At 72.5% G+C, this 12,519-nt stretch carries 9 protein-coding genes; 3 read left to right on the plus strand and 6 right to left on the minus strand.

Translation table 11 applies throughout. From position 1 onward, the window contains the following. The first annotated feature begins 219 nt into the window (after window positions 1–219). Together QM638_RS22910 and QM638_RS22915 are read left to right on the plus strand one after the other, a co-directional pair. The gene (locus QM638_RS22910) at window positions 220–1,203 is read left to right on the plus strand and encodes an ATP-binding cassette domain-containing protein (protein ID WP_415145975.1); all 984 of its coding nucleotides are present in this window, start codon (window positions 220–222) and stop codon (window positions 1,201–1,203) included. Continuing rightward, on the plus strand, window positions 1,203–2,030 hold the full coding sequence (locus QM638_RS22915; protein WP_415145977.1) for an ABC transporter permease: 828 nt from the start codon (window positions 1,203–1,205) through the stop codon (window positions 2,028–2,030). The genes QM638_RS22910 and QM638_RS22915 overlap by 1 nt, the downstream gene beginning before the upstream one ends. On the opposite strand, the gene QM638_RS22920 is transcribed toward QM638_RS22915, so the two are convergent. The 6 genes from QM638_RS22920 to QM638_RS22945 form a co-directional block, all read right to left on the minus strand. After that, window positions 2,012–5,011, minus strand: coding sequence for an ATP-binding protein (locus QM638_RS22920; protein ID WP_415145979.1), 3,000 nt, complete (start codon window positions 5,009–5,011; stop codon window positions 2,012–2,014). The two genes, QM638_RS22915 and QM638_RS22920, sit on opposite strands and share 19 nt — an antisense overlap. Before the next feature lie 144 nt (window positions 5,012–5,155). Continuing rightward, complete coding sequence (pheT, locus tag QM638_RS22925; protein WP_415145980.1) at window positions 5,156–7,636, minus strand: phenylalanine--tRNA ligase subunit beta; 2,481 nt, start codon at window positions 7,634–7,636, stop codon at window positions 5,156–5,158. 14 nt (window positions 7,637–7,650) lie between these two features. After that, a complete protein-coding gene (gene pheS / locus QM638_RS22930) occupies window positions 7,651–8,769 on the minus strand; it encodes a phenylalanine--tRNA ligase subunit alpha (RefSeq protein WP_415145982.1) in 1,119 nt (372 codons plus the stop codon). 132 nt (window positions 8,770–8,901) lie between these two features. Next, complete coding sequence (locus QM638_RS22935; RefSeq protein WP_415145984.1) at window positions 8,902–9,333, minus strand: hypothetical protein; 432 nt, start codon at window positions 9,331–9,333, stop codon at window positions 8,902–8,904. Between the two features lie 75 nt (window positions 9,334–9,408). Beyond that, the gene (locus QM638_RS22940) at window positions 9,409–10,485 is read right to left on the minus strand and encodes an ATP-binding protein (protein WP_415145986.1); all 1,077 of its coding nucleotides are present in this window, start codon (window positions 10,483–10,485) and stop codon (window positions 9,409–9,411) included. Between the two features lie 10 nt (window positions 10,486–10,495). Then, window positions 10,496–11,176, minus strand: coding sequence for a YczE/YyaS/YitT family protein (locus QM638_RS22945; protein WP_415145988.1), 681 nt, complete (start codon window positions 11,174–11,176; stop codon window positions 10,496–10,498). A gap of 60 nt (window positions 11,177–11,236) precedes the next feature. Here QM638_RS22945 and QM638_RS22950 point away from each other — a divergent pair. Continuing rightward, a partial coding sequence (locus tag QM638_RS22950; protein WP_415145990.1) for a PLP-dependent aminotransferase family protein occupies window positions 11,237–12,519 on the plus strand: 1,283 nt, incomplete at its 3' end.

Raw genomic sequence — 12,519 nt, forward strand, 5'->3', positions numbered from 1 at the left:
GGAATCTACATCCCGACCGGTTTGTTTGCGAGCCTCCCTGTCCCCACGTCCGCGGATCCCGGGCCAGATCCGGCAGAGCGCCGTCGTCTCGCCACGACGCCCGCCACCGGAGCCGGACCCGTCGATGATCCGGACGCCGGCGAGCCGCCCGAGACCCGGCGTCAATCGGTGAAACCGGGGTGAAGGTGCGATGAAACCGACGTCCTGCACCGTGGTGGCATGAACGAAATCGCATCCCCGACCGCCGACCTGGCGGTCGTTGCCCAGGGGCTGGTCAAGCGCTTCGGCGACTTCCGGGCGGTCGATGGCGTCGACCTGGAGATCCGCCGCGGCGAGGTCTACGGCGTGTTGGGACCCAACGGCGCCGGCAAGACCACCACCCTCAAGATGCTCGCCACCCTGCTCCCGATCGACGCCGGCTCGGCGTCGATCTTCGGCGTCGACGTGGCCCGGTATCCCCATCAGATCCGTCAGTTGGTCGGCGTGACCGGTCAGTACGCCTCGGTCGATGAGAACCTGACCGGGCGGGAGAACCTGGTGCTCTTCGGCCGTCTGCTCGGCCTCTCGGCACGTCGCGCCCGCCAGACCGCCTACGAGCTGTTGGAGAGCTTCGGCCTCACCGACGCCGCCGATCGGCAGATCCAGAAGTTCTCCGGCGGCATGCGCCGGCGCCTGGACCTGGCCGCGTCGCTGATCGCCCGGCCGCCGCTGATCTTCCTGGACGAGCCGACCACCGGCCTGGACCCGCGCACCCGTGGCCAGATGTGGGACACCATCCGCGACCTGGTGGCCGGCGGTGCCACCGTGCTGCTCACCACGCAGTACCTGGACGAGGCGGACCAGCTGGCCGACCGGATCGCGGTGATCGACCGCGGCCAGAAGGTCGCCGAGGGGACACCGGAGGAGCTCAAGACCAGCGTCGGCGACTCGACCCTGCAGGTCCGCCTCGCCGACCGGGAGCGCGCCGCCGAGGCGGCGGGGCTGGTGGAGAACGTGCTCGGCACGGCTCCCCTGCTCACCCCCGAGGCCGGCGGTCTGAGCATCGCCCTCCCGGACGCCAACCGCGCCGCCGACGTGTTGATCGCGCTGCGCCAGGCGGGCCTGGAGATCACCACCGCCAGCGTGCAGCAGCCGACCCTCGACGAGGTCTTCCTCGCCCTGACCGGCCACGGCACCGAGACCGAGATCGAGGAGGTCGCCTGATGAGCACACTCGTCGAGACCCACCCCATCGCCACCACCTATGCCCCGGAGCGCACCCTCAGCCCGCGCCCCGGAGTCCGCGAGACCGTCGACCAGAGCCTGGCGATGGCGGGACGGTCGCTGAAGAAGATGCGCCGCAACATGGAGCAGTTCTTCGACGTCACCATCCAACCGCTGCTGTTCACCGCGATGTTCGCCTACATCTTCGGCGGCGCGGTCTCCGGCAGCGTCCAGGACTACCTGCCGGTCGTCATCTCCGGTGTCCTGGCCCAGACTGCGCTGACCGCCTGCATGGCCACCGGGACCCAGATGCGCGAGGACATGGACAAGGGCGTCTTCGACCGGTTCAAGTCCCTGCCGATCGCCCGGGTCGCGCCGCTGATCGGCCCCGCGATCGCCGACCTGCTGCGCTACGCCATCGCGGCGACGCTCACCATCGGCGTCGGCATCGCGATGGGCTACCGTCCCAGCCCGTGGGGCACCGTCGCCGCCTGGGTGCTCACCGTCTTCGCCGGCTGGTCGCTGGCCTGGATCTTCACCTGGCTGGGCACCGTGGCCCGCAGCGCCCAGGCCGTGCAGGGCATCGGCATGATGATCATGTTCCCGCTGACCTTCCTCTCCTCGGCCTACGTCCCGGCCTCCACCATGCCCGGGTGGCTGGAGTCCTTCGTGAAGGTCAACCCGGTCAACCTGGTGATCGAGTCGCTGCGCGACCTGATGAACGACGGCCAGGTCACGATGCACGTGCTGTGGGCCGTCGTCGGCTGCCTGGTCGTGATCGCCGTCTTCCTCCCGCTGGCGGTGCGCTCCTACGGCAAGAAGATGTGAGCGGTCACGGCGCGGGCCTCACCGAGCAGGTCCGGCCCGCGCCGGTCGCCGTACTCGGACTCGATCCGGGCCAGGACGCCGGGCGCGACCCGCTCGGCGTCCTGCCTCGCGTCGGCCCACCGCATGCCGAGCGCGAACCGGTTGTAGCCGAACCGGTCCGCCACGACCAGCAACCGCACCGCCGGCTCGGCGTCGAGCACCTCGGCGCGCAGACCCCACAGTCCGAGCGCGAAGAGGATGCCGCCGATGACCGGGAGGTCCAGGAACGGGCGTGACTCGGCGATGGCTGCATTGATCTTCGCCGCCAGGCCGGCATAGAGATCGGCGCCCTCGGGGCTGCCCGGCACATACCTGGCGTAGGTCGCGAGCGCCACCGCCTCCGCGTGCGCGAGCCACGGCATGAGCTCGTCCGACCCCGGGAACAACCGGGACTCGCGCATCGCGGCGATGCCCTCGCGGTAGTACGCCAACGCCTCCTCGACCCGGCCCTGGGCCAGCGCCAGCTGACCGCGGGCGGCATGCTGGGCATGCGAGGCGCCGAACATGCCGCGGCCGGCGAGCCGCCCGATCTCGGCCACCAGCCGCTCGGCCTCGTCGAAGTGTCCGGCATCGATCGCCGCCACGGTGAGGATCGCCATCGACTGCACGCAGTCGTCGTCGGCACCGAGCCGCCGCAGCACCGGCAGCGCCAGCTCGGCGTACTGTGCCGCGGTCGCGACGTCGCCGACCTGGGCATGGAGCCCGGCGAGCTGGGTGTGCAGCGTCGCCCGGGTCCACGGTCCGTCCTGGTCGTCGGCGAGGTCGAGGGCGGCCACGCCGGCCTCGAGTGCCTCCGCGAGGTAGCCGCTGTTCTCCCGCTCGTGACAGAGGAACTGGTAGGCGACCTGGCGGGCCCGGCGGTCCGGATCCGACAGCATGCGCCGACACGCCGCCGGCCACTCCGGGTCGTTGGGTGAGTTGATGGCGATCAGTACCGTCAACAGCGCCCGCAGCTCCGGACACGGGGAGTCCACGCCGAGGCGCACCGCCAGCTCGCGCAGACGGGCCGCGTCGGCGCCCCCGGTCATCGCCGAGGCGAGCAGCGAGAAGCCGACCGCGAAGCGGGTGCGATCCAGCAGCTCCGGCGGCGGCATCCAGTCGTCCAGCACCGGCAGCAGGGCGCTGCGCATGGTGAGCACGCGCGCATGATCACCGCTGATCGCCCAGAACGAGGCCAGCGCGACGAACGTCGAGATCACCGGCTCGCGGTCCAACTCGGCGATCGCGTGACGGAGCACGTCGGCCAGGTTGGCCTCCTCGACACGCAGCGCGTCCATCGCCTCGAACTGCTCGACGCCGTAGAGCCGGTCGGCCTGTCGATCGGCGTACTCCCGTGCCCAGGCGCGCTGTGCCAGCCGGGCCTTGCCCTCCTCGCCGGCGTCGACCAGCTGCATCCGGCCGAACTCGCGGACCATCTCCAGCATCCGGTAGCGGACGCCGTCGTCGGTCTCGGTCACGGTGAGCAGGGACTGGTCCACGAGTTCCGCGACGCTGCGCAGGGCGTCGTAGCCGAGCATCGCCTCGCCGGCCTCGACGGTGAAGCCGTCGTGGAAGATCGAGAGCATCCGCAGCGCCTCGCGCTCGGGCTCCGCCAGCAGGTTCCAGGACCAGTCGATGACCGCCAGCAGCGTCTGATGTCGGTCCGGTGCGCTCCGATCGCCGCCGGTCAGCAGCGCGAACCGGTTGTTGAGCCGTCGGACGATGTCCGGGACCGACATCACCCGCACCTTGACCGCCGCCAGTTCCAGGGCCAGTGGCAGCCCATCCAGTCGCGCCACCAGTTCGGCGACCGCGTCGGCGGGCAGCTCGACGCCGGGACGGGCCGACCGGGCCCGCTCGGCGAACAGGGTGCTCCCGTCCTCCGCACGCAGCTGACCGAGCGGGTAGACCTGCTCGGCGCCGATGGCCAACGGCGCTCGGCTGGTGGTGAGCACCCGCAGGTCGGGCACCGAGGCGACCAGGAACGCCACCAGCGAGGCCGCCGCCTCGATCACGTGCTCGCAGTTGTCGAGTACCAGCAGGGTCGGCGCCTGGGCGAGCTGTCCGGCGATCCGGGCCCGGACGTCGGCCCGTTGGGAGGGGGTGAGCACCCGCCGTCCGCTGACCGAGTCGCGTACGCCGAGCGCCGACCCCACCTCGCCGACCACGTCGTCGGCCGAGCTGACCCCGACCAGCTCGACGAAGTGCACCACCGGCTGCTCGGCGCCCCGCGCGACCACCTGCGCCAGCCGGGTCTTGCCCAGCCCACCCGGACCGAGGATCGTCACCACGCGCGCGGCCCGCAGCGTGGCGGAGACGGCGACGATGTCGTCGTCGCGGCCGATCAACGTGGTCGAGTCGTAGCGCAGACCCGACCTGACCGGCCGGTCGCGGGCGAGCAGCTCGCGATGCAGCTCGCGCAGCGCCGGACTCGGGTCGACCCCGAGCCGGTCGGCGAGACCGCTGCGGTACTCCTCGTAGCGGTCGAGCGCCGCGGGCGTGCCGAGCACGGCCCCGATGGAGCGCAACCACGCCTCGACCACCTCGTCGTCGCCGCGATCACCCTCGCCGACCAGCCGATCCAGCAACGGCAGCGCCGCCGGGTAGTCGCCGGCCGCGGCCAGGCGCAACGCCGAGGGCCGTAGCGACCAGAGGTCGACCTCGTCCGCGCTCAGGGCGAGCCGGTAGCCGGTGGCGGTGCGCTCGATGGCATCCGCACAGGTCGCGCGACGAGCCCGCGAGACCACCACCTGCAGCGCCTTGGCGGGATTGGCCGGCGAGTCCTCGCCCCAGACCTCCTCGACCAGGCCGGCGTCGCTGCGACCGCGGCTGCCCGCCTCGGCGAGGGCACGCAGCAGCGCGTGAGTACGCTCACCCGGAATCGGCTCGCCGTCCCAGGTGACCTCGTCGAGCAACTGCAGCCTCGGCACTCCGGCGGCTCCCTTGCGACTGGTCTCAGTCAAAGTCCTGTGGTCTCGGTCGAGTCCCTGGTCACGTCCCGGTCGACGGTGACCGACTCGGCGGTTCCGAGGACCGACTCGCTGGCTCCCAGGACCGACTCGCCGGTTCCGAGGGCCGACTCGACGGTTCCGAGGACCGACTCGGCATCATCGTTGCACGGCCCCGGTGAGCTCGATCGCCCTGGCCACCGCCGCGTCCCGGGCCGCGTTGGCCTCCTCCGCCCGCAGCGTCCGGTCGGGGGCCCGGAAGCGGAGCGCGAAGGCGAGCGACTTCTTGCCGGCACCGAGCTGCTCACCGGTATAGACGTCGAAGAGTCGCACGGACTCCAGCAACTCTCCGGCACCCTCGACCAAGGCCTGCTGGACCTCGGCCACGCTGACCGAGTCGTCGACCAGCAGGGCAACGTCCTCCTTGGCCACCGGCATGGTGGAGAAGACCGGGCCCGGAGCCACGAAGGGCACCCGCGCCATCAGCGCGTCGAGGTCGATCTCCACGGCCGCCGTACGCTCCGCGAGGCCGAAGGCACGGCACACCGCCGGGTGCAGCTCCCCGGCGTAACCGATCGACTCCCCCGCCACCGAGACCTCGGCGCATCGGCCGGGGTGCCACGGCGCCCGGGACGCCGCGACCGTGGTGACGACCAGCCCCAGCTCGGCGCCCAGCCGGCGTACCACCTCGATGGCGTCCGCCCAGGTGGCGGCCCGCCCCGGACCCCACCAGCCGGGCCGCTCCCGCTCACCGGTGAGCACCACACCCAGGTGGAGCGGCTGGTGCGGGATGGCCGCCATCAGACGGGCGAGCTCGTCCTCGCTGGGACGGGCCGCCACGCCGAGGATCGGCGCCCGCGCGGCACTGGGTACGGCGACCGTCTGGGTCTCGAAGAGCGCGACCCCGTCCTGACCGCGGCCGAGGTTGCGCGCGGCGGCCTTCAGCAGTCCGGGCAGCACCGTCGTGGTGTAGCCCGGCTCCTCGCTGTTCATCGGATTGGCCAGCAGCACCGTCTCACGGCGCTCGTCGTCGGCCGTCAGGCCGAGGTCGTCGAAGGTCTGCTCGCCCACCCACGGGAAGCTGATCACCTCGACCAGGCCGGCGCCGGCCAGGGTGCGGCCGATCCGTCGTCGCAGCGTCTGTGTCCGGGTCAGGCCGCCACCGACCGCGCGCCGGGGCAGCACGCTCGGGATGTCCTCGTAGCCGACGATGCGGGCGACCTCCTCGACCAGGTCGTAGGGGTCGGTGAGGTCGGGCCGCCAGGTCGGCGGGGTGACGCTCAGCGTCCCGTCGGCACCCTCGGCCACCTCGGCGCCGATCGCGCCGAGGTGCGCCACGGTGTCGTCGGCCGAGATCGCCAGGCCGCTGATCCGGGCCGGCAACTCCGGGGCCATCGTGATCGTGTCCGGCCGCGGTGCCGTCCCCACCAGGGTGAAGCCGGGCTCCGCGGTGGCGCCGCCCAGCTCGACGAGCAGCTGCACCACCCGGTCCGCCGCGGCACCGGGCAGCAGCGGGTCGACGCCGCGCTCGTTACGGCGCCCGGCCTCGGAGGTGAGCTTGTGCCGACGACCGGTGCGGAACGTCGAGACCGCGTCCCAGTGCGCCGCCTCGACGAGCACGCGGGTGGACGTCTGGGAGAGCTCCGTGGTCGCCCCGCCCATCACGCCGGCCAGACCGATCGGTCCCGAGTCGTCGACGATGACCAGGTCCTCCGGCGACAGCTCGCGAACCATGTCGTCGAGGGTGCGCAGCTTCTCCCCCGCCTGCGCCCGCCGCACCCGCAGTGCGCCGGCGACCTTGTCGGCGTCGTAGCCGTGGATCGGCTGGCCGAGCTCGAGCATGACGTAGTTGGTCACGTCGACCGGCAGCGAGATCGCCCGGACGCCGCACTGCTCCAGCCGGGTCCGCATCCACGCCGGCGTGGCCGCCTCCGGGTCGAGGCCCGAGACCAGCCGAGCGGCGAAGACCGGGCACCCGGCCGGATCGGCGACCTCCACCGGCCAGGCCGCCTGGTCGACCTCCGGGAGGTCACGGTCGGCCGGATCGGTGAAGGGGGCGTCGAATCCCATCGCCGCCTCGCGCGCCACGCCGCGCAGGCTGAGCGCATAGGCCCGGTCGGGGTTGATCTCGAACTCGATCACCTCCTCGCCGAGGCCGAGCACGTCGAAGGCGCTCTCGCCGGGCTCGCCGGCATCGGACGGGAGCACGATGATCCCGTCGTGATCCTCGCCGATGCCCAGCTCACGGGCCGAGCAGATCATCCCGGCGGAGAGGTGACCGTAGGTCTTGCGCGCGCTGATCTCGACGTCCCCCGGCAGGACGCCACCGGGCAGGATCACCACGACCAGGTCCCCGGGAGCGAAGTTGTGCGCGCCGCAGACGATCCCCTGCGGCTCGCCGGTGCCGTTCGCGGCGCCGACGTCCACCGAGCACCAGTTGATCGTCTTGCCGTTCTTCTGCTGCTCGGGCTGCATGGTCAGCACCCGGCCGATCACCAGCGGCCCGGTGATGCCCTCGGCTGCCGAGGTGATGCCCTCGAGCTTGAGCCCGAGGGCGGTGAGCCGGTCGGTCAGCGCCTCGGTGCTCACCTCGGCCGGCAGGTCGACGTACTCCGTGATCCAGGAGACTGGGGCCTTCATCGTCTAGCTCCCCTTCAGAGTTCCGAGCCGAATGCGGTGGTCAGCCGGACGTCGCCCTCGAAGAGTGCGCGCAGGTCCTCCAGCCCGTGCCGGAACATCAGCGTCCGGTCGATCCCCATCCCGAACGCGAAGCCCGAGTAGCGCTCGGGGTCGATGCCGCAGGCGGTCAACACACGCGGATTGACGATCCCGCAGCCGCCCCACTCGATCCAGCCCTCGCCCTTGCAGGTGCGACACGCGCCGCCGTCCCCCGCCTGGCCGGACTGCCCGCTGCCGTGACAGACGAAGCAGGTCAGGTCGACCTCCGCGGACGGCTCGGTGAACGGGAAGTACGACGGTCGGAACCGGGTCACGATGCCCGCACCGAACATCTGGGTGGCGAAGTGGTCCAGGGTGCCCTTGAGATGGGCCATCGAGATGCCCTCGTCCACGGCGAGTCCCTCGACCTGGTGGAACATCGGGCTGTGGGTGGCGTCGTACTCATCGGTGCGGAAGACGCGGCCCGGCGCGACGACGTAGATGGGTGGTCGGCTGGTGAGCATCGTGCGGATCTGGACCGGGCTGGTCTGGGTGCGCAGCACCACGTGATTCTCGGCCGGGGCGGTCCAGAAGGTGTCCTGCATGGTGCGGGCAGGGTGGTCGGGGCCGAGGTTGAGGGCGTCGAAGTTGAGCCATTCCGCCTCGATCACCGGGCCCTCGGCGACCTCCCACCCGATGGCGGTGAAGATGTCGCCGATCAGCTCGGCACCGGTGGTCAGCGGATGACGTGCCCCCGACGGCAGCCGATCGGTGGGCAGGGTGACGTCGACCGTCTCCTCGACCAGCATCCGCGCCTCGTGCTCGGCCTCGAGGACCTGCTGCCGGGCGGCGAGCGCGCGGTTCACCGCACCGCGGGCCTCGCCGACGCGCCGACCGGCGTCCTTGCGGGCCTGCGGTGGCAGCGCGCCGATCTCCCGGTTGGCCAGTGCGAGCGGCGAACGGTCGCCGGTGTGGTCGATGCGGACCTGCTTGAGCGCGTCGAGGTCGACGGCGCACGCGATCGCGGCCAGCGCGGCCTCGCGCGCCTCCTCGACCTGCTCGGCTTGCAGCGGGGTCACCTCGACGGGGTCGTATTCGGTGTTCGGGCCCGACATGAGTTGTCTCGACACTGCCTTTCGCGCGGAGGTACGCCGACCGGCGTCGCGAGCCGGGTCGTGCCAGGCAAGTCTAGGAACTCCCCGGCCCGGGCGCGAACCGGTTCCCGCGCCCCCGCCGCCCGCCGGTGGTCAGAAGAGGGCCACGCCGAGCACGACCAGCACCGCCACCTTCACCACTTCCAGGCCGACGTACCAGAGGTGGGCATGCGAGCGTGGCGCGTCTTCGGCGGTCTCCCCCGCCAGCACCCGCTCGGAGCGCCGCCCCAGCGCCGGTCGGACCGCGGCCAGCTGGACGACCAGGACGCCGACCGCGGCGAGACCGGCGGCCAGCACCGTCCCGGACGAGTCTCCGACCACCAGGCAGACCACCAGCACCGCCGCGACCAGTGCCTCCACCGCATTGAGCGCCCGGAAGACCAGCCGGCCGATCGCCAGACCGGTGCGCAGGTCGAGACCGGGGGCCCGGAACTTCAGCGGCGCCTCCAGGAACGAGATCGCCAGCACCATGCCCAGCCAGAGCCAGGTGACGGCGAGGGCGACCTGCCCGGAGGTGGACGACACGACAAGCTCCTTGTGCTGGTTGGGGTGGGCGGGATCCGCGACCGGATCGCTCGGCTGCTATCGGACCTATCGGACCTATCGGACCGGCCGGGCGGGATCGGTGGTGACCGGGTGCGCCTGGCTGGGCCAGCGAACGGTGATCCGAGCCCCACCCCCGGACGCATCGTCGATGGTGACGGTGCCGCCGTGGGCGCGGGTCAGCCCGCCGACGATGTAGAGGCCGAGCCCCGAGCCGCCCCGGGCGCCGCCCTTCCAGAACTTGGTGAACACCTGGCGCCGAAGCTCGGCCGGGATCCCGTCGCCCTGGTCTTGGACGGCGAGCCGCACCGCCGGCTCCTCGCCCGCCTCGCCCCGCGGCTCGGCGGCGAGCGTGACGGCGATCTCCCCGTCGCCGTGCCGGACCGCGTTCTCGACCAGGTTGGTCACGACCTGGGTGAACTTGTCCGGGTCGGCCCAGATCTCCAGCCGCTCGTCCGGGGGCTCGAACCGCAGCGAACGGGCGGTGGTGGTGCGCACCGACTCCACCACCCGCCCGACCAGCAGGGTGGGGTCGGCCGGGCGCGGGTACAGCTGCAGCCGGCCGGTGTCGATCCGGGCCACGTCGAGCAGCTCGACGATCAACCGGCTGAGCCGGTCGGCATCGGCGGCCACCGTGGCCAGCATCAGCTTCTTCTGGTCGTCGCTGAGCTTGTCCCAGCGGTTGAGCAGCGCCTGGACGAAGCCCTTGACCCCGGTCAACGGCGACCTCAGCTCGTGCGAGACGGTGGCGACCAGGTCCGAGCGCTCGCGATCGAGCCGGGCCCGGCCCCGGCCGGAGCGCAGTGCCAGCGCCACCCGCTCGACGCCCGCGTCCAGCGCGGGTCGGTGGATCCGCGCCGAGACCAGCACCTCGGTGCCGTCCGGAAGCAGCCAGGACTGCTCCGGAATGCCGGTCACGGTGGGCAAGACGTCGTACGGCCGGTTGCAGGCCAGCCACGCCCGGCCGTCGGTGTCCTGCAGCGCGAGCACGTCGGCCAGCGGCGCCCCCACCGCCGCGGTCGCCTCCACGTCGAGCATCCGCGCGGCGACGGTCGAGACCAGCCTGACCACGCCGTCCCGGTCCGCGACGACGACGCCGTCGGGGAGCAGATCGGCCAGTTCGCGGGCATCCACCCGGCCCACCCTAGTGACGTCGCGGTACGGCCTCCCAGCCCGGGATCTCGCCCGACGCCTCGGCCGGCATCGCGGTGGGCGTCCCGGTGGACGTCTCCACCGGACGCGGCTGCCCGTGCCAGCCGCCGCACCTCCCGCCGATCAGCTGGATCAGCGGACCGACCGCCACCGCATAGAGCAGCGTCGCCACCCCGAGGGTGCCGCCGAGCAGGAACCCGGCCACCACCACCGTCACCTCCAGGCTGGTCCGCACCACCCGAATGGACCACCCGGTGCGCGCGACCAGCCCGGTCATCAGGCCGTCACGCGGTCCCGGGCCGAGGCCGGCCCCGATGTAGAGCACGGTCGCGATCGCGTTGAGCACGATGCCACCCAGCGTCATCACCGACGCCACCGCCGGACCGGGGTCGCTCGGCAGCAGCCGCAGCACCAGGTCCAGCGCCAGACCCACCAGCGCCACGTTGGCCACGGTGCCGAATCCGGGACGCTGACGCAGCGGGATCCACGCCGCCAGCACCACCACCCCACCCGCGATGACGATCGCACCGACCGACGTGCCGAGGCGCTCGGCGACGCCCTGATTGAGCACGTCCCACGGGATGTTGCCGAGGCCGGAGCCGATCAGCAGCGCCTCCGAGGCACCGTAGAGGAACAGGCCGACGAAGAGCCGGATCAGACGCAGGGCGAGCATGGCCCCAGCCTGAGCGGAACTGGCATGACATTCCATATCCAGTTTCGGCATACTGGCCCGATGCCATCCCATCGGCCCACCGCGGTCCTGGCCTCGATCGGCGACGAACCGATCGAGGCCATCGGCGCGATCGGACCCGGCGCGCTGGCTCGCGTCCTCGGCTCGTGGCGCCCGGGCGGCTCCACCCCGACGTACGCCGCGCTCGCCGAGGCGATCCGACTGCTGCTGCTCGACGGGCGGCTGCCGATCGGCACCGCGCTTCCCGCCGAACGGATCCTGGCCGCCGAGCTCGGGGTGAGCAGGACGACGGTGAGCGCCGCCTACGCCCAGCTGCGCGACGCCGGACACCTGCGCTCCCGGCAGGGAGCGCGCAGCGTGCTGGCGCTCCCGGTCGCGCCGGCGGCCGATGCCGGCACCGCCGCCGACGAGGCGATCGCGCTCAACATCGCCGCGCCGTCCGCCCCCGACGGGATCGTGGCGACGGCCTATCGCCGGGCCGCCGAGGCGCTGCCGCAGTACCTGTCCGGGACCGGCCTGTTCCCCACCGGACTGCATGCCCTGAAGGAGTCGATCGCGCGACGGTACGCCGCACGAGGACTGCCCACCGACGCCCACCAGATCCTGGTGACCGCCGGCGCGCAGCACGCCCTGCGGATCGTGCTGGACGCCGTGGTCGCGCCCGGGGACCGGGTGCTGGTGGAGCAGCCCACCCATCACGGGACCCTGCTCGCCATCCGCCGCCATTCGGCGCGCCTGGTGCCGGTGGCGCTGGACCCGGAGCACGGCTGGGATCTCGACCAGCTCGAGGCCGCGGTCCGGCAGCAGAGACCCCGCCTGATCTTCACCATCCCCGACTTCCACAACCCCACCGGGCTGCTGCTCGACGCCGCCGGCCGACGCCGACTCAGCGCCATCTCGGCGCGCTATCGGGTGCCGGTGGTGGTCGACGAGACGATGGTCGAGCTCGGCCTCGACCAACCCGCGCCGCCACCGGTCGCGGCGTTCGTGGCGCCGGGTGCCCGGATCCTCACCATCGGATCGGCGAGCAAGACCGTCTGGGCGGGCCTGAGGATCGGCTGGCTGCGTGTCGCCGAGGCGACCGCGGCCAGGTTCGCCACCGCGCGGCACGACCTCGACCTGGCCAGCCCGGTGCTCGACCAGCTCGCCGCCGCCCACGCCCTCGACCATCTCGACGACTTCCTGCCCGCACGGCGGCGCCTGTTCGCCGACAACCGCGCGCTCGCCATCGCCGCCGTGCGGGAGCAGCTGCCGGGCGCCGGCATCGCCCGCGGCGTCGGCGGCCTGTGCCTCTGGGTGGCGCTGGACCGGCCGGTCGCCACCGC

This window comes from Nocardioides sp., from assembly GCF_047606145.1.
Taxonomy (GTDB): domain Bacteria; phylum Actinomycetota; class Actinomycetes; order Propionibacteriales; family Nocardioidaceae; genus Nocardioides.

Excerpts from the sequence above, each read along its gene's own strand:
- QM638_RS22945 (WP_415145988.1), bottom strand. The coding sequence starts at position 11,176 with ATGCTCGCCCTGCGTCTGATCCGGCTCTTCGTCGGCCTGTTCCTCTAC.
- QM638_RS22910 (WP_415145975.1), top strand. The coding sequence starts at position 220 with ATGAACGAAATCGCATCCCCGACCGCCGACCTGGCGGTCGTTGCCCAG.
- QM638_RS22915 (WP_415145977.1), top strand. The coding sequence starts at position 1,203 with ATGAGCACACTCGTCGAGACCCACCCCATCGCCACCACCTATGCCCCG.
- pheS (WP_415145982.1), bottom strand. The coding sequence starts at position 8,769 with ATGTCGGGCCCGAACACCGAATACGACCCCGTCGAGGTGACCCCGCTG.
- pheT (WP_415145980.1), bottom strand. The coding sequence starts at position 7,636 with ATGAAGGCCCCAGTCTCCTGGATCACGGAGTACGTCGACCTGCCGGCC.